Origin of the sequence: Rossellomorea aquimaris (assembly GCF_020172085.1) — a bacterium.
Classification (GTDB): domain Bacteria; phylum Bacillota; class Bacilli; order Bacillales; family Bacillaceae_B; genus Rossellomorea; species Rossellomorea aquimaris_E.
In genome coordinates this window covers 409,756-430,300 of the sequence record NZ_JAIVAT010000003.1, presented here as the reverse complement: position 1 = coordinate 430,300, position 20,545 = coordinate 409,756, and the positions used below count along the sequence as shown (strand labels likewise).

The following is a 20,545-nucleotide window of genomic DNA, read 5'->3' as shown; positions in this document are numbered from 1 at the left end:
TCATATAGGGATCCGTTTAGTATAGTATGTGTCTTTTTCCCTTAAAAAATAGGATTCAATCCTTATTTTCACTATTGTTCAGGAGGAAGAGTATGAAACAACAACGAATTTTCCCGGGGATCATATTAATTGGCTTTGGGGCTTATTTTTATCTACAGCAAGCAAATATAGTATTGTTTCAGGAATTTTTTACATGGCCCACTCTGCTGATCATTGTCGGACTTGCCTTTCTTGGTCAAGGGTATGGAGCAAGGGATTATGAAGCCATCCTTCCAGGTACAATTCTTGTAGGATTCGGCTTACACTTTCATGTTGTCAATAAGCTAGATATCTGGCCGGATCATATGGGGACATTCATTCTTATCATCGCACTGGGCTTCCTGCTGAGATACCAGAAAACTCGGGCAGGCTTATTTCAAGGGGTACTCTTTTTGACGCTCTCTATCATTCTCCTTTTCTATGATAAAGTAGTGCGCTGGTTAGGCTTTATCGAGGGAAGTGTAGGGACGGCCTGGGAATTCTGGCCGATCGTCATCATCGCTATCGGTGTCTATCTATTGTTTGTAAGGAAAAAGTAACCCATACGAAAAAAAGCCCGGAACGTCATCCGGGCTTTTCTCGTGTCTATTAGAGTACCGAGTCTAAAAACTCTTTCGTCCGCTGCTCTTTTGGTGAATGGAACAGCTCCTGCGGAGGCCCTACTTCTACGATGCGGCCATCATGCATATAGACGACCCAATCGGCTACTTCACGGGCAAAGCCCATTTCGTGGGTCACGACGACCATCGTCATCCCTTCTAAGGCAAGCTCCTTCATGGTTGCGAGGACCTCACCCACCAATTCAGGATCCAGGGCCGAAGTAGGCTCATCAAACAGCATGATATCCGGCTTCATGGCAAGAGCCCTTGCGATGGCCACACGCTGCTTCTGTCCACCTGACAGCTTAGAAGGGTACACTCCCTCTTTATCCCCGAGGCCGACTTTCTTCAACAGTTTTTGCGCATCTTTCTTTGCATCCGCTTTTGACATCCCTTTTACATAAACCGGTGCCTCCATCACATTTTCCAAAACGGTTTTGTGAGGGAAGAGGTAAAAATGCTGGAATACCATTCCTACCTTTTGACGGATTTTGTTCAGATCATGGGTATCCTGATTGACTTCATCACCTTCGATGACAACCCTCCCATTATCTTTCAGTTCAAGGAAGTTAAGACAGCGGAGCAATGTACTCTTTCCTGATCCACTGGCTCCGATGAGGCAAACAACGTCACTTTCTCTTACACTGATATCAATATCCTTCAATACATGCAAATCACCAAAGGATTTATTTAATTTCTCTACTTTAATCATTTCCTGACTCATTCTCATCCCTCCCGCATCATTCTTAATCACTGATAGACATACGTTTTTCGATAATATTGACGATCGTCGAGAATAGTAATACAAGAACCAGGTAGTAGATCGCTACAACAAGCAGGTATGTCATATAATCAAAGTTATTCGATCCGAGTGTCGTCGCCACGCTGAACAATTCGAACATTCCGATGAAGGAAGCAAGGGACGAATCCTTCAAAGCAATGATGAACTGGTTTCCAAGGGGCGGCAGGGCTCGCCTGAATGCCTGAGGCAGGATGATCCTTCTCATGGAAAGCCCCAAAGACATCCCAAGGGAACGGCCCGCTTCCATCTGTCCCTTATCAATGGATTGAATGGCACCGCGGAAAATCTCTGCAATGTAAGCCCCATTATGGAAAGCAAGCCCCATGACGACAGACCAGAAGCCTGATATATTCAATGAAGTCAAACCGAAATAGAATATGAAGATCTGAACGATCAATGGCGTACCCCTTACAACGAAAATGTATAAATCCGCTAGAAGAGACAAAGGTTTGATCCCTGATATCTTTAGGAAAGCGAAGAACAAACCGATCACAATCGCAATCAGGATCGAAACAAAAGTCAACTGGAATGTTAACAACATCCCTTTAAGAAAAACATCATATGTACCGGCAAAGGTTTCTAAAAAGTGCATGAGCTTCCCTCCGTTCGTTTTAGTTCCCCGTTAAGACAAAAAGCGAATGCGCATAGAAGCACATTCGCTCTGTGTCATGCTGCTTTACTCTTTCTCGGGATCTGATGTAATGTCTGTATTGAAATATTTTTCACTGATTTTCTTTAATGTACCGTCTTCTCTTAATGATTCAAGAGCTTTATTGACTTCTTTAAGCAGTGCTTCATTGTCTTTACTTACAGCGATTGCCTGTTCACTGCGGCCGATCAGTTCACGAGCTTCAATGTCGAGTCCAGAAGCAATCGCTTCTTTCCCTGTGATGAAATCTGTGATGACGGCATCATGCTTCCCTTTATTTAACGCCTCAAGGGCTACAACATCACTATCATACGCCTGGATCTTATCCGTTACTTCCTTTGCTGTGTCCGCATAGGTAGAACCTTTTGAAACGGCAATTTCCATATCCTTCAAATCGTCCAGCGTTTCTACATCGCTGTCTTTACGAACAAAAATCTGTGGTCCAGAATAGTAGTAAGGAGTTGAGAAGTCCACTTCTTTCAAACGATCTTCCGTGATCGTATGACTGGCTACCGCCGCGTCGAATCGTCCGGATTTCACACCTTCTACAATTCCTGCGAATTTAAATTTCTTCTGTTCGGGTTCAAGACCCATTTCTTTGGCAACAGCTTCTGCCACTTCAATATCGAAACCAGACATGGTTCCATCATTATTCGTTACACTAAATGGCTTAAATTCACCTGAAGCTGCATAAACGAATTTGCCTTCCTCCACTAACTTCGCACCACTTTCTGTTGTGGCTTTGTCTCCGCAAGCGGATAGAAGAAGTGCAGCAAGTACTAGCAAGACTAGGCTTTTCCAATTCTTCACTGTCTAGAGTCCCCCTTATGTAGCTTGTAATATTTTTAATCTTTCATAATTTTATCAACAAAAGAGAAAATTCTCAAAATTCAAATAGAGCTTCTGCAGCTTATAATTTTCCATTTTAGTGGATGAAATGAATTCAGCTTTGATATTGATAGATATGCGTCCCTATCCTTTCATTTCCTTTCATATGCTTGGACGATATAGGTCCATGAACCTTATACGGACTTCGGTATTCCTTCTTTCAGACTACATTCCTGTTTTCAGTTGCTGTCATTATTTAGTAATATAAAAACTTTTTCTTTGTTGAGTGTTGTTACATTTATTATTATCGCTCTGTCAACGAGAGTGTGGTGGAGGGTGTGGGGAACTGCTCCGTTTTCGCGGACGTACGGCCAAGTCTCCTTAGCACACTTCACCTCCGAGATCTCTTGATTTGTAGTTGGACATTTTGAAAGCAGGAGAAGACTTAATTTATGCTCACGGAAGCAGCAATCACCTCTATCCGCCCCATTGCCGCAATATTGTTTGCAAAGAAAAGAACCGTTCTCCACTCATGCGGAGAACGGTTCTTTTTAATACTTATTTATAGAAAGACTTGATCGCGTCCCAGGCTTTGTCTTTCCCAAGGCCCGTTTCGGAAGAGAACATAATAAGGTCATCTTCACTGTCCATATTCAATGTTTCTCTTGTGACTTTCAGGTGTTTCTGCCATTTGCCTTTCGGAATCTTATCGGCTTTAGTGGCAATGACGATACAAGGCAGCTCGTGATGCTTGAGGAAATCATACATCATGACATCATCATTCGTTGGAGGGTGGCGCAGATCTACGATCATGATGACCGCCCTTAGCTGTTCACGGGAAGTGATATACGTTTCAATCATCTTCCCCCATGCTTCACGTTCTGTTTTTGACACTTTGGCAAATCCGTAACCAGGAACATCGACATAATAGAGAGTCTCCTCTATTTTATAAAAATTCAGCGTCTGGGTTTTACCCGGCTTGGAAGAAATCCTTGCCATGCTCTTGCGACCGATCATTTTATTGATGAACGAAGATTTCCCTACGTTCGAGCGTCCAGCCAAGGCAAACTCAGGAAGATAATCGCCAGGATATTGTTCTGGCCTGACTGCACTGATGACTAACTCAACTTGATTTACTTTCACTTCTTTTCACCTACTAATGCTTTCTCTAAGACTTCATCGATGTGGGAGACAAGGATGAACGTTAATTCTCCCCTTACACTTTCAGGAATGTCCTCGATATCCTTTTCATTATCTTTCGGAAGGATGATCGTTTTAATTCCGGCACGATGAGCACTTAATGTTTTTTCTTTCACTCCGCCGATTGGAAGAACTCTTCCTCTCAGGGTCATCTCACCCGTCATCCCCACTTCACGGTTCACGTATTTCCCAGTCAACGCTGATACGAGAGCCGTTGTGATCGTAATACCGGCTGAAGGCCCGTCTTTCGGGACTGCACCTTCCGGAACGTGGATGTGAATATCATATTTCTCATGGAAAGACTCGTCAATGCCTAGCGCCTCTGCCTTCGAGCGTACGTAACTAAAGGCAGTCTGAGCCGATTCCTTCATGACATCCCCTAATTTTCCAGTCAGGACAAGCTTTCCTTTACCTGGTGCAAGGGAAACCTCGATCTGGAGGGTATCCCCACCGACTGTAGTATAGGCAAGACCTGTTGATACACCGATTTGATTTTCCACTTCTGCCTGCCCGTAACGGAATTTCTTCTTACCCAGGAACTCTTCAATATTGCTTGACGTAATCACTACGCGCTTCTTATCGCTTGAGACAATGATCTTCGCCGTCTTTCGGCATAGGGCTGCAAGCTGGCGCTCGAGGCTCCTCACACCGGCTTCCCTTGTATAGTAACGGACGATATCAACGATGGCCTCATCTCTTACTTGAAGCTTCGATTTCGTCAAACCATGATCTTTGATTTGTTTCTCCAATAAATGATGCTTGGCGATATTCAACTTTTCAAGTTCTGTATATCCGGCAATCGTAATGATTTCCATTCTGTCTCTCAATGGTCCTGGAATGGTCGATAAATCATTTGCCGTGGCAATGAACATGACTTTTGATAAGTCGTAAGTCTCTTCAATATAGTGATCGCTGAAGTTCGAGTTCTGTTCTGGATCAAGCACCTCAAGCATAGCAGAGGATGGATCCCCTCTAAAGTCCGAGGACATTTTGTCGATTTCATCGAGTAGGAAAACAGGATTGATGGTTCCTGCTTTTTTCATGCCGCGAATGATTCTTCCGGGCATTGCACCTACATACGTACGTCTATGCCCCCTGATTTCCGACTCATCTCGAACGCCTCCAAGTGAAATGCGGACAAAATTCCGGCCCAGTGATTCAGCAACGGAACGGGCAAGACTTGTTTTCCCTACCCCTGGAGGTCCGGCAAGACACAGGATCGGTCCTTTTAGCGATTGAGTCAATTGCTGAACAGCCAGGTATTCAAGAACTCGTTCTTTTACCTTTTCAAGTCCGTAGTGGTCACGGTTCAAAATCTGTTCAGAGCGTTTGATGTCCAATTGATCTTCTGTTTCAGTGGACCACGGTAAGGATACAAGCCATTCGATATAGTTTCTGATCACGGAGCTTTCAGCTGAGCTTGAAGGAACTTTTTCATAACGGGCAAGCTCTTTTAATGCCGTATGTTCCACATCTTCCGGCATGTCGGCTTGCTCGATCTTCAACGTCAGATCTTCAATTTCTCCGGTCTTTCCTTCTTTATCGCCTAGCTCTTTTTGAATGGCTTTCATTTGCTCACGCAGATAGTATTCTTTTTGAGTTCTTTCCATTGAACGCTTTACACGCTGGCCGATTTTTTTCTCTAAGCTCAGCACTTCTTTTTCATTATTGATCGTTTCGATCACCATTTGAAGACGCTTCTTAATATCAAGTGTTTCCAGGACGTTCTGCTTTTCCTTCATTTTAAGGGGCAGGTGAGACGCTACGATGTCCGCGAGCCTCCCTGGTTCTTCGATATCAGAAACAGTCGAATAGGTTTCAGCTGAAACCTTTTTGGATAGCTTTATGTATTGTTCGAAATAGTTCAATAACGTTCTCATTAAGGCATCAGTTTCCGATTCCTTCTCTTGGGAATCATGAAATTCCTTCACCGATACTTCATAGAATTCTTTTTCCTCGGTGAATGAGGTGATCGACGCCCGGTTCAATCCCTCTACCAGTACCCTAATGGTACCATTAGGAAGTTTAAGCATCTGCTTAACCTTCGTGAGGGTTCCCATTTCATAGAAATCTTCCTGGGTAGGCTCATCTATGTTCATATCTCTTTGAGTCGTTAAGAAAATTAAATGATCATCCATCATAGCTTTTTCTAAAGCTTGAACGGAGCGCTCACGTCCAACATCTAAATGCAAGACCATTGTTGGATACACAAGTAAGCCTCTTAATGGAAGGAGGGGAACCGTTAAATTATTTTGTTTTGTCACATATAACACCTCCGGATTATGCTCTTCTAGTCTTTGTACAATTCTAACTTATTTACTAGGTAGTGTCTATTAAATAGGTATTTACAACTTTATTCGGATGGACCAGCGCATATTCCTGTTACCACCCGATTCAAAAACAAACCGATTCGGATAGACCCGAATCGGTCAACAGTCTATACACTTTTCTTATTTTGTTCTGGAACAAGATCGGTTTGCGGTAAGTGGTCCTTCATCAGGGCCAGATCAAGCACTTCCTTTAGTTGTTTGACAGGAACCACTTCGATTCCTTCTATTTCACTTAACATGGCTTGTTGATTGTCGTAAGGGATGATGGCCATGGTCGCGCCTGCTAATTTTGCACCCTTCACCTTTGGGAATACCCCGCCGACAGGTTTAACGGATCCATGAATACTGATTTCACCTGTTACAGCAATGGTGTGTTTGATAGGGATTCGGTAAATGGCCGAATAGATGCCAAGTGCCATGGCGATCCCAGCGGAAGGTCCGTCAACCGGCACACCACCCGGGAAGTTCACATGAATATCATATTGATCGGCAGGAACACCCATGGATCGAAGGACTGTTATGACATTTTCAATCGATCCTTTCGCCATACTCTTACGCCTGATTGATTTGCTTCGATCACCGATGCTTTCTTCTTCTACTATACCCGTTACGTTAATGGTCCCTTTATCACTTGAAGGAATGACGTTCACTTCGATTTCAAGCAGTGATCCGGTGTTTGGTCCTGTAACGGCTAAACCATTGACCAGACCAATCGTTGCTTCTTCGTTGATTTTTTTCTGATAACGGGGGGACAGCTGGCTGGATTGTATGATCCACTCAAGCTCATGATCATAGATTTCTTTTCTATTTTCTGTAATGGCGACTCCAGCCGCGATTTGCACCATATTAACGGCTTCACGCCCATTTCGTGCATAAGACGCAAGGGTGTCGAGACCTTTTTCACTGATAGTCATCCCAACTTTATCCACGGCCCCTGCCGCAACTTTTTTCACTTCATCGTGCTCTAGCTCCCTGAAGAAAACTTCCATGCACCTTGAACGGATGGCAGGAGGGAGTTCACTTGGTGTACGTGTCGTTGCACCAATTAAACGGAAATCAGCGGGAAGGCCATTCTTGAAAATATCATGAATATGAGTCGGGATTTGGTGATTTTCTTCATTGTAATAGGCGCTCTCAAGGAACACTCTGCGATCTTCTAACACTTTTAAGAGCTTATTCAATTGAATAGGATGTAACTCTCCGATTTCGTCAATGAATAATACGCCACCATGAGCATTTGTCACGGCCCCTTGTTTTGGCTGTGGAATCCCGGCCTGTCCCATGGCTCCCGCTCCCTGATAAATAGGATCATGGACGGAACCAATCAACGGATCGGCAATTCCACGTTCATCGAATCTTGCGGTCGTGGCATCCAACTCAACAAAAACAGCAGAAGGTTTAAACGGGGATTTCATATTTTTCTTGGCTTCTTCCAGGACCAATCGGGCTGCTGCCGTTTTTCCGACACCAGGAGGTCCATAGATGATGACGTGCTGAGGATTGGGACTGCATAGTGCCGCTTTCAATGCTTTTATCCCATCTTCTTGACCGACAATATCTTCAAAGGTTGATGGTCTTACTTTTTCAGCCAGGGGTTCGGTTAATGAAATGGATCTCATCTTTCGGAGTTCTTCCATCTCTTTTTTTGATTCACGGTCAATGGAAACTTTTTGAGTTCGCTGGTTCTTTAACAGGTTCCAGAAATACAATCCAATGATGATTCCGAAGAATAATTGGATGAATAAAGCGATGCTAGTAAAGCTCATTCGTCTCCCTCCAAGTAGATACAAGTTGTTATCGGTTAGTATCTCCTTGACCTTGTGGGAATAAACAAAAAAGTTCGGTGAATGGATGGGGTAAAAAGAATGTATAGAACTTCAATTTCATACCTAGCGTGTGCTGGTTGATTTCCGCTACAGGTGCTCGCTTTCCGCGGGGCGTAAGTTGAGCACCTGTAGCGGAAATCAACATCTTGATCTTCATCTTTTGTGTATTAAAAGTTATTATTTTAAATTTCTTTTCCCCTTACATTTTTATGTTAAATTCGACTATCTCTAAAGTTGGTTTATGCCCTCCATTTCGCTTTTCTTCTCTAATAATTGGCAATCCTCAATGTCCAGTGACCAGAGTCCGGAATTCAATACCACTCCAGATTTTTCAAGCTGAATTGTTTTAGAAAAGATTGGTCCGTCCAGGACAAATGTATGGTATTCTCCTGCTTCTCCCATGACACAACAGTCTTTTTTGTTGTGTATATCTTCATAGAAATCCCGATCAAGCATCCTGCCAGCCCAAGATGGATCGAATACTTTGTCAGAAGCCCTGCATACGACTGCAGAAAAGCCTAGTGTTATGAATTCTTTTAGTAATAGACTGCTTTCATTCTCTGAAATCCATACAGGAAATGAGGATGTCAGTCCCGCTTTCATAGCTACTTCTTCGTTCCACTTTCTATCCTCTTCAGCATATAAGCTTCCAAAGACGATTTCGTCCACACCTCTATCCTGCTTTATATCATATAATGCTTGAATCAGTGCTTGTTCATAATCTTCTCCGGAATTCACCAGTACAAGAGGAATATTCATTGCTTCTGCTTGCTGCTTCAAGATGTCCAATCGCAGACCGTGTGCATGATTTCGTTCATATTTTTCAGAGACCATGGAGACAAGGCACTCTACTTCTTTTTCTTCTTTTAAGGTACGGTACAAAGCGAGACAACCATCTTTCCCCCCACTCCAGCTAATGGCCACCTTTGTTTTCTTCCGATCCAATTCTTCCATCTCCTATCTATTTCATCTTCATCCGTAAAAAAAGCCAAGAATGAAGGATCATTCTTGGCTTTACGTTAAGGTATTAAGCTGATGTCTTTTCCTCATTTGGATCGATCATCGTTCCATCCTCAAGCATGAGGTGAGGAGCTGCATCTTCAAGGATCGTTTCTTTAGTAATGATACATTTTTTAATATCATCACGGGAAGGAAGATCAAACATGACATCCAACATCATCGTTTCGATGATAGAACGTAATCCACGTGCTCCTGTTTTACGCTCAATGGCTTTTTTAGAGATTTCAAGCAGTGCATCTTCTGTGAATTCCAGTTCGACATCATCTAATTCAAGCATTTTTTGGTATTGTTTTACCAATGCATTTTTAGGTTTTGTCAGGATTTCAACCAGCGCTTCTTCATCTAGAGGCTCTAGGCTTGAAATGACTGGTAAACGACCGATGAATTCAGGAATCAAACCGAATTTCAACAGGTCTTCAGGTACAACTTTAGAAAGAAGGGATTTATCTTCTTTTACTTCAGCATTTTTAGGATCAGAACCGAAGCCGATGACCTTCTGGCCTAAGCGGCGTTTGATGATTTGCTCGATGCCGTCAAATGCCCCACCACAGATGAACAGTACATTGGACGTATCGATTTGAATGAACTCCTGGTGAGGGTGCTTACGTCCGCCTTGTGGTGGAACGCTTGCTACCGTACCTTCAAGAATCTTCAATAGGGCTTGTTGCACCCCTTCACCTGAAACATCTCTTGTGATAGACGGATTTTCAGATTTTCTTGCCACTTTATCGATTTCATCGATGTAGATAATTCCTTTTTCAGCTTTTTCTACATCGTAGTCAGCTGCCTGGATCAATTTCAATAGGATATTTTCTACGTCTTCCCCAACATAACCGGCTTCAGTTAGTGAAGTGGCGTCAGCGATGGCGAAAGGAACGTTAAGAATACGAGCCAATGTTTGGGCAAGTAAGGTTTTACCGCTACCAGTCGGTCCAATCATGGCAATATTACTCTTTGACAGTTCGACGTCATCCACTTTGCTGCTGGAGTTGATACGCTTGTAGTGGTTGTAAACCGCTACAGCGAGTGATTTCTTCGCTTGGTCCTGACCAATGACATATTCGTCCAGGATTTCACGGATTTCACGTGGTTTTGGTACGTCTTTAAATTCTACTTCTTCTTCTGTACCAAGCTCTTCTTCTACGATTTCCGTGCAAAGCTCGATACACTCATCACAAATATACACACCTGGTCCAGCGACTAGTTTACGAACTTGGTCTTGTGTTTTTCCGCAAAAAGAACATTTTAATTGCCCTTTTTCATCATTAAATTTAAACAATGATTTTCACCCCTTCGTTAAAACTTCATAAAATCGTGCTTTGTTTCATCAAACGAACGATTCCTTACATCCCTATTACCTAAAGTTATGTACTGCATTTTATCATATTATATGTTCGTAAAGAAATGGATACGATTCTTAAGAATCATCTTATTATGTAATACGCATTTTAGCAAATATTTTACATTGCTAATGTCTAGCTTGTCCAATTGAAGTCAGGTAATGTAAGGAATCTGATTATGTATGTTCCTGGTGAAAGTAATGCAACCCCGTTTCATAAGCTTTTTCCAAAAATAGTGGTTCTTATTCTTATTGGGGCGATAAAAGTTTCTTATTCTATAGAGTACAATATTTTGGTCCTTTTTTCTATAAAAAACGGTTGTAGAAAATTTGAGCGCCAGGGTAAAAAATTACCAAATCAAGCTTAGCATAGTAATGATTTTGACTCATTTACGCCACTATCATCAAAAGCGATAGAGCAAAACAATTTGCTCTTTCACTTTTGATGATGATGGTTACTTTTCAGCATAGCTGAAAAGCATGTGAAACATTCGTTTCGCACGAATGAGTCAAAATCATGAAGTTTCTATGCTTCATTGTACAAAACAAGGCACGAAGATTCGCGCCTTGTTTGCTATTTTTATTATGCTACAGTTTTGCTGTTTTCTACAAGGAATTCTACTGCTTTACGAACTTTAAGGTCAGCTTTAAGTGTGTCTAGACCACCTAGTGCTTGTTTGATGTTGTCAGCAGACATGTTGTATTGTTCAGCCATTTTGTTTACTTCTTCTTCTGCTTCTGCGTCTGTCACTTCAAGGTTTTCTGCTGCTGCGATAGCTTCAAGTGTCAGGTTAGTGCGAACGCGTTTGCCGGCATCTTCTGTCATTTGACCGCGAAGATCTTCTTCTGTTTGACCAGAGAATTGGAAGTATAGGTCAAGGTTCATACCTTGCATTTGAAGACGTTGACCGAATTCCTGCATCATGCGGTCTACTTCAGCTGTTACCATTACTTCTGGAATTTCAACTTCAGCATTGTCAGAAGCTTTATTTACAAGAGTTTCACGAACAGCTGTTTCAGCTTCGTTCTTTTTAGACTCTTGAAGACGTTTTTCGATTTTTTCTTTCAGTTCAGCAAGCGTTTCAACTTCTTCGTCAGCGTCTTTCGCGAACTCATCATCAAGTGCTGGAAGTTCTTTCGCTTTGATTTCGTGAACTTTAACTTTGAAAGTAGCTGGTTTTCCAGCAAGTTCAGCTGCATGGTATTCTTCAGGGAAGTTTACTTCTACTTCTTTCTCTTCTCCTGATGCTACACCCACTAATTGCTCTTCGAAGCCTGGGATGAACTGACCAGAACCTAATTCAAGTGAATAGTTCTCAGCTTGTCCACCTTCGAATGCTTCACCGTCAACGAATCCTTCGAAATCCATTGTTACAGTATCGCCTTCTTCAGCTTTTCCTTCTTCTTTAACCGCAAGCTCAGCTTGTTTTTCTTGAAGTGAAGTAAGTTCAGCTTCAACGTCTTCAGCTGTTACTTCCGTTTCCATTTTTTCTACTTCAAGACCTTTGTATTCGCCAAGTTTCACTTCTGGTTTCACTTGTACTTTCGCAGTGAAGATTAACTCTTTTCCTTTTTCCATTTGCTCAACATCGATTTCTGGACGGTCGATTGGATCGATTCCAGTTTCTTCGATTGCTTTCGCATATGCTTCAGGCAGGATGAAATCTAATGCGTCTTGGTAAAGTGATTCTACTCCAAAACGTTTTTCGAACATACCGCGAGGCATTTTCCCTTTACGGAATCCTGGTACGTTTACTTGTTTTACAACTTTTTTGAATGCCGCGTCTAAACCTTCATTTACTTTCGCAGCCTCTACTTCAATTGTAAGTACTCCTTGGTTTCCTTCTTGCTTTTCCCATTTTGCAGACATACTGTTCCCTCCAACAATCTATGATTGATCTTAAATTTTTTACGCATAGTAGTAGATAGTCCCGTGTGAATCTAGCACTATCATCGTAAATATATGAAAAACTTTTACATTACAACCATTACATTATAACATACAGCCACTGTCTTTCAACAGAGAGCGTTTAAATATTGGGAGAGGAAATTTCCTCTAGTTCCTCTACTTTAGCTAAAATCCCTTTAGCTTGTGCATTTTCAATTACCTCTTCCAACTCTTCCTCAAGGATCGAATCGGCAAACATCCCCGCTGTGTAGTAGGCATAGACCGAAGCGATTTCTTTCGGATCCCCTTCAAGTGTAAAAGGGTAGAGAAGGAAAACATGCCGCTTCACCAATTCCAACGCATGCTGAAATAGAGTAGGGTTCGTTTGTGCTAGGAGGTCATCCAGAGAGTCTGTAACACCTTTGAAGAACCCAGATTCGAATACATCGGTCAATCCTGATGGATATACCTTCTCTTCCTTATCAAACTTCACCACGACTACTTGTTTATCCATTCCGTGCTCTCTTAAAACATTTAAGATCATCGTTTGTAAAAACGGATGGGCATCCGGGTCCCTTAATACCCTTACCAACTCCCGTCGAAACGGTTGAATATTCCGATGAACGAGCTGTGCCACGATCAGCGTCTGCTCCTCCAGGCTCTTTCCAGCCAGGATTTGTTCCTCTTCCGGCTCTTCTTTTTCAGGGATCGTCGCTTTCCCACTCACGACCTTTTCACTGAATTGAAGAAGCTTCCTGAAATGTTCTTCCTTTTCAATCGGAACTTCTTTTTCATCAAAAAGGGCATTGATCGTATCGATCACTTCCTTATGCTGATGAAGCTGAATGAGAATCATTAAATACATATCAACAACCTCGAAGTAGTCACCGATCCCTTCAAGGAGCATCTCTTTACATATGGATCCCGCTTCGTCATATTGCTTGCTTTCATAGAGGGATAATACAAGTGCTGTATTGATATCCGGGTTATCCGGGTCAAATTCATAGGCTTGTGCGAGGAGTTCCGACGCTTCATGGACCTCACCCTGTTCCAGTGCCAGCACCCCTTTTTCCAGCAGCCGATCCTTCAATCCTGGAAAATGTACAATCTTTCCTTTTCCTTCTTGGTTTCCCTTATTCATAAAACGTACCTGCCTATACTGTTTAGTTGCCTTAAGTTTAGCACGATATCTATTGGATAACAAAAAAAGCTTACCTTCTGCAAGGTAAGCTTTGGTATGTAGGATTGATGGCGTCCCAGAAGAGATTCGAACTCCCGACCTACAGTTTAGGAAACTGTTGCTCTATCCTGCTGAGCTACTGGGACATAATCGGTATAATATGATAACTCGTAGAATATAAGTTATCCAATCAAGTATTGGATAAAAAAAGGGATACCCTCACAGTTTAGTGTGTCAGTATCCCTTGTTGGTCAAAACCCTGAAATCAAGGTATTTATGTAATGAGTATGGCGTCCCAGGAGAGATTCGAACTCCCGACCGACGGCTTAGAAGGCCGTTGCTCTATCCTGCTGAGCTACTGGGACTTGCTTTGTTTTTCTTGATTTGTTTATCAAGGACAATATTTATTATATTCACATAGCATCAATAAGTCAACAGGTTATTTAAAAAAGATTAATTTTATTTTTTCATTTCTCATTTCTCAATCTTCAACAATTGAAGAGAACCCGTATTATACGGGTCCTCATTCCTTGTTTTATAGTTGGAATGTTTGCGTCAATTCATCCAGCACCACGTGATCATGAGTGAGAAATGTTACGTTTATTTCTTGTTCCTCGGCATTCACCAATGCATAGGTACGTTCACTTCTTCCCCGTGGCAACAAAATACTACCTGGGTTTAAGAATAGTATGCCATTATTCAATTCTGCCCCGAGTGTATGCGAATGTCCAAAGAACACAAACTTTGCCCCGACCTCTTCTGCCCTGTAACGGAGCTTCATCAATGACATTTTGATCCCATAGAGATGACCGTGGGTCACCATGATGGAGTGACCATCGACATCCTCTACCAGATCATCCGGTAATCGTGCATCCATGTCACAGTTCCCCCGAACGATAAGGTAAGATGATAAGGCAGGGTCATCTGCACTCAATTCGGAGTCACCACAGTGAATCATGGCATCGACATCCGACTGATATTTCTTCGAAAGATCCACCAACTCTTCTTTGGATCCATGACTATCACTCACTACTAATAGTTTCATTCAGCTCACCCTTTAAACTAAGTCTGAAATCATATTTCCTAGCTTTTTTAATGCATGGCCGCGATGACTGATTCCGCTCTTCTCTTCTTGTGTTAATTCGGCCATGGTTTTCTGTAGGGAAGGCACGAAGAAGATCGGATCATAACCGAAACCATTCGTTCCTCTCTTATCGCGTAAAATCATCCCTTCGCAAGTCCCAGTGACTGTCTTCGTTTCCATTTCAGGCCCTGCAATGGCCAGTACACAGTAAAAACGGGCCGTGCGATCGGAATCTTCAACAGATTCAAGTTCTCCTAGAACCTTTTCCATATTCGCTTCATCGCTTTTTTCTTCACCTGCATAACGTGCAGAATAGACGCCGGGACGCCCTTCAAGCGCATCGATGGAGAGGCCTGAGTCATCCGCTATCACCAATGCTCCTAATTCCGCTGCTACGGTTTCTGCCTTTAATACCGCATTTTCCTCGAACGTAACGCCGGTCTCCTCCACGTCCTCAATATGCGGAAGGTCTAGTAATGTTTGTACCTCATATCCGTATGGTGCAAACATATGTTGAAATTCTTTTGCTTTACCCTTGTTCTTCGTCGCTATGATCACTCGTTTAGTCATCGATCTCTCATCCCTTTATTGAAATCTATTTACTATTTCTCCTAATGCTTGCTTCTGGATTTGGAATAGTTCATGAATTCCTTCTTGCCCGAGCTTCAATAATTCCTGTAATTGGTCCATTGTAAAAGTCGCTTCTTCACCGGTTCCCTGAAGCTCGACAAATTCACCTTCGCCCGTCATGATGATGTTCATATCCACCAATGCACTGCTATCTTCAATATAATTCAGATCAAGGACCGCCCCGTGCTCTTCTACAATACCGACACTTGTCGCTGCCAGAAAGCTCTTCAATGGGAAGGATGAAATCTTTTTATTATCCTGCAGCTTCGCAAGGGCCAGTGCCATGGCAACGAATGCCCCGGTAATCGATGCCGTTCTGGTTCCGCCATCTGCTTGTATGACATCACAATCGATCCAGATCGTGCGCTCACCCAGTGCATCTAAATCCACAACCGCTCTTAGGGCACGTCCGATCAATCGCTGAATTTCCATCGTTCTTCCTGATATTTTCCCTTTGGATGATTCACGGATATTCCTTGTTTCTGTCGCTCTAGGAAGCATGGAGTACTCTGCCGTGATCCATCCTTTCCCACTATTTCTCATAAATGGAGGCACTCTTTCTTCGATGCTGGCATTACAAATGACTTTCGTTTCTCCCACCGTGATTAATACTGAACCTTCCGGGTGTTTGACATAATCTGTTTCAATTTCGATTGGACGCAATTGATTTTTTTCTCTGCCGTCTGTTCTCATTTATTTCCCTCCTGTAAATTCGTATGTTATGTAAGAAGTTCTAATCAAAAATAGAAGAGGTGGCATTCTGCCAACCTCTTTTTAAGTGATTCTATAATAGTATATCAAAAAATCGGTATTTAAAAACTAATTGCGTTTACATTTTCCGGTCTCGTCACGGGCTCGGTTACCGTTTCACCATCTTTAGACACTTTGGTGGCTTCCCCATTGACCAACACTGAGACGCCTTTGATCCCCTTTTGTTCTGTTAATGAAAGGACGAGGGAATTCAGCATGTGCTCAGAAACCAATTTTTCCTCCAGGCTACCAAAAACCGCTTCATTAAAGTTCAGAGTAACCGTACCATCCTCAAGCTTCGGATCATCCAATAACTTCGCCCCGGTAAAATCACTTGCAAGAGATGATGAATATCCTGGTCCATCAATCAACTCTTTCACCACTGCTTTGACTTCATCGACTGATTTGGAGCTGACCCGTTTTGTGACTGGGACATAATACGTTTTATCATCGGTTTGCGAGACGTAATAAACCGTCAGCGGCTTTGTACTCGTTGGATCCACAACCCCTGAGGTATCCACGTTAATTCCGATTTTTCGCGTTAATCCATTTTCATCGATCGGTGTACCATTGACAGGCATCTCCGTTAAAGGATATCCGTTTACACGAAGCTCGACTTTTTCCACCGAATCGAACTGTGTCAATGTCCACGTGACGGATTGAAGAATCTTCTGCTCATCTTCCGGTTGGTAATTGTTGAATTCCGGTGAAAAGTCCGCTATTGCTTTTCCATCTTTAATATCCACCGTTACTTGTGTATCAGCCGGCAATACAGCCCTGAATCCGTTTGGCAGGATATTTTCAACGGGACCATTCTTCACAAGATATTCAAGCGCTTGTTTCGCCACGCTTTCCTGACCTGGCAAAGGGATGGACTGGGAAACGACATACCCGTTTTTATCGATTAAGTACAATTCTGTCATCACGGTTTGTGCATCCGCTTCTTCCTTGCTCACCTTTTTCTCTGAATCCTCTCCTTTAGCTGTATCGACTTTCTCCCCTTCTTTTAAATAGGATAAGTCCTGAGGAGGATCAATCTTTTCTTTATCATCGCCGAAACTGAGCAGCCCACAACCTGAAAGATATACTGAAGAAGCTAAAACCGTTACCGCTATTGACACTTTTGCTTTTTTTGCCATTGGGAAACCTCCTAAAAGACAGTTTGTACTAACATATATACGAGCCCCGTCCAAAAAATAGACCGAAACTTTTTGAAAATAGTACAAACAAATGCGGAGGCGGCTTGGTCAGCCCCGACAAGCATATGACGAGCTTGCACTAAAGGCGTTCTTTGCCTTTGGGGCAAGATTGGCTTATGACCTCGAGGGGCTAGCCGCCGTAGCTGGATGATACAAAAGCGGAGGCGGCTTGAACAGAGGCGACAAGCATATGACAAGAACACCGGAAAGGCGCATTTTGCCTTTTTGGTGTTCTTGGCTTATGACCTCGAGCCTCTAGCCGCCGCAGCTGGATGATACAAAAGCGAAGGAGGCTTGATCAGATTAGACAGCTGAAACAGCAAACCGGATTTTTTTAAATTTGATAGAACGGTCGATATCATGAAAACAAGGTTGATAAAATGAAAAAACGGTTGATAAATTCATTTGAGGGTCGATAAATCAGAATAAAGGTTGATATCTCCTTTTCCAACCCCACTCCCACTTCCAACCACCCTCCAATCATCAAAAAAACCACCCGATCACAAGATTCTACTCTTGCAACCGAATGGTTTCTGCTTTTACTTCCCCGATTGTCAGCCAATCGGAGGCAATTGTTGAAAAGATGGAAGAGGATCCTGTGTTAAAGAAGCGGTGCTCAGGCTGCTGGACACCCCTGTACAGGAGGTTGTAATAATCAAGAATCGTACTGACTTCACGGGCCGTTTCGTCCCCGGAGCTGATCACACTGACTTCAGGACCCATATACTCCTGGATCTTCGGCTGTAACAACGGATAATGAGTACAACCTAAGATCAAGGTATCTACGCCGGAATCTTTAATCGAATGCAGGGTCTCTCGCACGATTTCATCAGCCATGGAGCTATCGTACTCTCCACTTTCCACTAAAGGAACAAATTTCGGGCAGGCGAGTGAAGTGACGTCCAAGCTCCCGTGGAGGGAGTGAAGGGCCTCCACATAGGCGCCGCTACTGATCGTCCCCACTGTTCCAAGGACACCGATTCTCTTATTATGAGTATGCTTGATCGCTGCACGCGCTCCAGGGTGAATGACCCCTATCACGGGAATATCCAAGTGAGTCTGAATTTCATCAAGGACCACCGCTGTGGCTGTATTGCAGGCAATGATCAGCATTTTGATGTCATATTTCAGAAGATATTGAGTCATTTCCCACGTAAACATTTTGACTTCTTGAGCTGATCTGGGTCCGTAGGGACAACGGGCTGTGTCGCCAAGATAATAGATGGTTTCTTTCGGCAGCTGTCGCATCACTTCCCGCGCGACGGTCAGACCCCCTACCCCAGAATCGATGATACCGATTGGTTGAATCACATTATTCCCTCACTCTGGTTTAATTTCTTGATGAAGTTTCGCTAAATTATCTTTTAATAATAGCACTTCCTGATCCGAGAAATCCGTTAAGACACTCTGGAGATAATTCTGCCTTTTCTTGATCACTTCTTCAATAATTCTTTCGCCCTCTTTTAACATATGAATGCGGACGACGCGGCGGTCATTTTCATCTTTTACACGTTCAACTAACTGGTTTTTCTCCATTCTATCAACCAGATCTGTCGTCGTACTGCATGCGAGGTACATTTTATTCGAAAGATCTCCAATCGTCATGTCCCCATATTCAAATAACCATTGCAGTGCGATGAACTGAGGTGGCGTGATGGTATATTGGCTTAATATCTCTCTTCCTTTTTGTTTGATGATGGATGATATGTATCGAAGGTCTTTCTCAATATCTGCAACAACTTGTAAATCTCCAATGGATTGGTCTTTAGGTTTCGTCATGATTTCTCTCCTTTTACTTCAGAAACTGAACAAGTACTCCTATGAAAAACGGGAACGCTTCAGCCTTCCTGTTTCGTTTCTCTATCTATTATGGGGTAAGTCCAAATTACCCTTACTAGCATTTTCGCCTTTTTCAGGTGAAATTTCAAGACAAGTTCGAAAGCACACAACTAAAAGAGACTGACTCTCATTCAAACATTAATAGGCATCGTGTTTAGAAACCCGTTAATTGTTCGTCATCAGAATCAGTCCCTTACATTTAAAGCTTGAGTTCCCCCATGCGAAGAAGCTCTACAACAGCTTGAGATCGCCCCTTCACTCCAAGCTTTTGCATGGCGTTGGAAATATGATTTCGAACTGTTTTTTCGCTAATAAATAGATCACTAGCAATTTCTTTAGTTGTTTTGTCTTGAACTAACAGTTCGAATACTTCTTTTTCTCTTTTGGTGAGCAACGGTTTGTGTGTAAAATCATTGTCCTTCAATTATGGTAACCCTCCTTGCCTTCGCCAGCTTTAAACCGCGGGGATGGGTATTGTCGGTCGTCAGAATATCATATGTGAAGGTAGGGTTTAGAGTGACATAGAGAAGGAAGTTAAATGAAAAATAGGCATTCGTTTCTTTACATCCTACACCGGGCTCGAGACGACCCTTTCGCACTCAAGCTTCGCCTTCATTTCTTCCGACCAAGGAACACCTTTTCCGGTTTGCTTCGAAATTTGCACCATGGTCCCTCTGCCTGTAAAGCAAATCTCTCCTTCTTCATTAAGTCCCATATAGTGTAAATCTACTGAAGAACGCCCAATACGATTTGCCTTCACAAAGATCTTCAACGTTTCGTCAAAGAATACTTGCTTTACAAAATCACACTGTAAGTCTGCAACGACTGGAATCGAATCATGTTCAGGCTTCACCCAGTTTTGCATAAATCCAATGTGTTTTAAATATTCGATCCTGGCTTCTTCAAAGTATGTGAATGGAACCGTATTGTTCATATGGCCAAACATATCAGTCTCAGAAAACCGGACCTTTATATGGATAGAAAATGAGAATTCTTTTTGCCATGTTTCTATATCTTCAATGTATGTAAAATGCTTCAAATTGGCTCCTCCTTTTATCAATAGAATATGGAATGATGAAAATGAATGGCGATTCATTTTATTATACCCTTTTTCAGAACAATAAGAAACCTTATAAATAAAAGTCTGCTTTGTTATTTTTACAGGGGTAATCATCTTAAATGCTCTGTCATTGAGTGTGTGCTAGAGGATGAGGGGAACTACTTCGCTTTCCACGGACGTTCGGCCGAGCCTCCTCAGCAAAAAACGCTTCCGGGGTCTCGGCACGCCCGTTTTCCGTAGGAGTCTACGCAGTTCCCCTCATCCTCTATAGATGCCTTTGGTG

At 42.7% G+C, this 20,545-nt stretch carries 19 protein-coding genes and 2 tRNA genes; 1 reads left to right on the top strand and 20 read right to left on the bottom strand.

Features of this window, described 5'->3' with window-relative positions:
* Positions 1-92: 92 nt before the first annotated feature.
* On the top strand, positions 93-578 hold the full coding sequence (locus LCL96_RS02860; protein ID WP_224939961.1) for a LiaI-LiaF-like domain-containing protein: 486 nt from the start codon (positions 93-95) through the stop codon (positions 576-578).
* Between the two features lie 49 nt (positions 579-627).
* Here LCL96_RS02860 and LCL96_RS02855 read toward each other — a convergent pair whose 3' ends face one another.
* From LCL96_RS02855 to LCL96_RS02760, 20 genes are all read right to left on the bottom strand, one after another.
* Positions 628-1,362, bottom strand: coding sequence for an amino acid ABC transporter ATP-binding protein (locus LCL96_RS02855; RefSeq protein WP_318246397.1), 735 nt, complete (start codon positions 1,360-1,362; stop codon positions 628-630).
* A 22-nt stretch (positions 1,363-1,384) separates the two neighbouring features.
* Positions 1,385-2,032 (bottom strand): amino acid ABC transporter permease, encoded by a 648-nt coding sequence (locus LCL96_RS02850; RefSeq protein ID WP_219166796.1) that lies wholly within the window; start codon positions 2,030-2,032, stop codon positions 1,385-1,387.
* Between the two features lie 84 nt (positions 2,033-2,116).
* Positions 2,117-2,899 carry a transporter substrate-binding domain-containing protein gene (locus LCL96_RS02845; RefSeq protein ID WP_224939960.1) on the bottom strand — a complete coding sequence of 261 codons (783 nt, stop codon included), beginning with the start codon at positions 2,897-2,899 and terminating at the stop codon, positions 2,117-2,119.
* Between the two features lie 576 nt (positions 2,900-3,475).
* Positions 3,476-4,060 (bottom strand): ribosome biogenesis GTP-binding protein YihA/YsxC, encoded by a 585-nt coding sequence (gene yihA / locus LCL96_RS02840; RefSeq protein ID WP_224939959.1) that lies wholly within the window; start codon positions 4,058-4,060, stop codon positions 3,476-3,478.
* On the bottom strand, positions 4,057-6,381 hold the full coding sequence (gene lon / locus LCL96_RS02835) for an endopeptidase La (protein ID WP_224939958.1): 2,325 nt from the start codon (positions 6,379-6,381) through the stop codon (positions 4,057-4,059). Before lon ends, yihA begins: the two co-directional genes overlap by 4 nt.
* Before the next feature lie 173 nt (positions 6,382-6,554).
* Entirely contained in the window at positions 6,555-8,213 is a 1,659-nt protein-coding gene (gene lonB, locus LCL96_RS02830) for an ATP-dependent protease LonB (RefSeq protein WP_224939957.1), read from the bottom strand.
* A gap of 288 nt (positions 8,214-8,501) precedes the next feature.
* The gene (locus tag LCL96_RS02825; RefSeq protein WP_224939956.1) at positions 8,502-9,218 is read right to left on the bottom strand and encodes a diphthine--ammonia ligase; all 717 of its coding nucleotides are present in this window, start codon (positions 9,216-9,218) and stop codon (positions 8,502-8,504) included.
* A gap of 82 nt (positions 9,219-9,300) precedes the next feature.
* Entirely contained in the window at positions 9,301-10,572 is a 1,272-nt protein-coding gene (gene clpX / locus LCL96_RS02820) for an ATP-dependent protease ATP-binding subunit ClpX (RefSeq protein ID WP_113969530.1), read from the bottom strand.
* 643 nt (positions 10,573-11,215) lie between these two features.
* Positions 11,216-12,502 (bottom strand): trigger factor, encoded by a 1,287-nt coding sequence (gene tig, locus LCL96_RS02815; protein ID WP_224939955.1) that lies wholly within the window; start codon positions 12,500-12,502, stop codon positions 11,216-11,218.
* 160 nt (positions 12,503-12,662) lie between these two features.
* On the bottom strand, positions 12,663-13,661 hold the full coding sequence (locus tag LCL96_RS02810) for a tetratricopeptide repeat protein (RefSeq protein WP_224939954.1): 999 nt from the start codon (positions 13,659-13,661) through the stop codon (positions 12,663-12,665).
* Between the two features lie 108 nt (positions 13,662-13,769).
* A tRNA-Arg gene (locus LCL96_RS02805) sits at positions 13,770-13,846 on the bottom strand.
* Positions 13,847-13,988: 142 nt separating this feature from the next.
* Positions 13,989-14,065: transfer RNA gene (locus tag LCL96_RS02800), tRNA-Arg, on the bottom strand.
* 170 nt (positions 14,066-14,235) lie between these two features.
* Positions 14,236-14,745 carry a metallophosphoesterase gene (locus tag LCL96_RS02795; protein ID WP_224939953.1) on the bottom strand — a complete coding sequence of 170 codons (510 nt, stop codon included), beginning with the start codon at positions 14,743-14,745 and terminating at the stop codon, positions 14,236-14,238.
* Positions 14,746-14,757: 12 nt separating this feature from the next.
* Positions 14,758-15,354 (bottom strand): XTP/dITP diphosphatase, encoded by a 597-nt coding sequence (locus tag LCL96_RS02790; protein ID WP_224939952.1) that lies wholly within the window; start codon positions 15,352-15,354, stop codon positions 14,758-14,760.
* A gap of 15 nt (positions 15,355-15,369) precedes the next feature.
* On the bottom strand, positions 15,370-16,107 hold the full coding sequence (gene rph, locus LCL96_RS02785; protein ID WP_224939951.1) for a ribonuclease PH: 738 nt from the start codon (positions 16,105-16,107) through the stop codon (positions 15,370-15,372).
* Between the two features lie 119 nt (positions 16,108-16,226).
* The gene (locus tag LCL96_RS02780; protein ID WP_224939950.1) at positions 16,227-17,303 is read right to left on the bottom strand and encodes a GerMN domain-containing protein; all 1,077 of its coding nucleotides are present in this window, start codon (positions 17,301-17,303) and stop codon (positions 16,227-16,229) included.
* 570 nt (positions 17,304-17,873) lie between these two features.
* Positions 17,874-18,674, bottom strand: a complete 801-nt coding sequence (racE, locus tag LCL96_RS02775) for a glutamate racemase (RefSeq protein WP_224939949.1) — start codon at positions 18,672-18,674, stop codon at positions 17,874-17,876.
* 9 nt (positions 18,675-18,683) lie between these two features.
* Positions 18,684-19,142: a MarR family winged helix-turn-helix transcriptional regulator gene (locus LCL96_RS02770; protein WP_224939948.1), complete on the bottom strand. Its 459-nt coding sequence runs from the start codon at positions 19,140-19,142 to the stop codon at positions 18,684-18,686.
* Positions 19,143-19,401: 259 nt separating this feature from the next.
* Complete coding sequence (locus LCL96_RS02765; protein WP_032087424.1) at positions 19,402-19,626, bottom strand: helix-turn-helix domain-containing protein; 225 nt, start codon at positions 19,624-19,626, stop codon at positions 19,402-19,404.
* Between the two features lie 144 nt (positions 19,627-19,770).
* On the bottom strand, positions 19,771-20,241 hold the full coding sequence (locus LCL96_RS02760) for an acyl-CoA thioesterase (protein ID WP_224939947.1): 471 nt from the start codon (positions 20,239-20,241) through the stop codon (positions 19,771-19,773).
* Positions 20,242-20,545: the final 304 nt, after the last annotated feature.

Coding starts and splice junctions, on each gene's coding strand:
- LCL96_RS02780 (WP_224939950.1), bottom strand. CDS start 17,303: ATGGCAAAAAAAGCAAAAGTGTCAATAGCGGTAACGGTTTTAGCTTCT.
- tig (WP_224939955.1), bottom strand. CDS start 12,502: ATGTCTGCAAAATGGGAAAAGCAAGAAGGAAACCAAGGAGTACTTACA.
- LCL96_RS02850 (WP_219166796.1), bottom strand. CDS start 2,032: ATGCACTTTTTAGAAACCTTTGCCGGTACATATGATGTTTTTCTTAAA.
- LCL96_RS02795 (WP_224939953.1), bottom strand. CDS start 14,745: ATGAAACTATTAGTAGTGAGTGATAGTCATGGATCCAAAGAAGAGTTG.
- LCL96_RS02855 (WP_318246397.1), bottom strand. CDS start 1,362: ATGAGTCAGGAAATGATTAAAGTAGAGAAATTAAATAAATCCTTTGGT.
- LCL96_RS02810 (WP_224939954.1), bottom strand. CDS start 13,661: ATGAATAAGGGAAACCAAGAAGGAAAAGGAAAGATTGTACATTTTCCA.
- LCL96_RS02790 (WP_224939952.1), bottom strand. CDS start 15,354: ATGACTAAACGAGTGATCATAGCGACGAAGAACAAGGGTAAAGCAAAA.
- rph (WP_224939951.1), bottom strand. CDS start 16,107: ATGAGAACAGACGGCAGAGAAAAAAATCAATTGCGTCCAATCGAAATT.
- lonB (WP_224939957.1), bottom strand. CDS start 8,213: ATGAGCTTTACTAGCATCGCTTTATTCATCCAATTATTCTTCGGAATC.
- LCL96_RS02770 (WP_224939948.1), bottom strand. CDS start 19,142: ATGACGAAACCTAAAGACCAATCCATTGGAGATTTACAAGTTGTTGCA.
- LCL96_RS02860 (WP_224939961.1), top strand. CDS start 93: ATGAAACAACAACGAATTTTCCCGGGGATCATATTAATTGGCTTTGGG.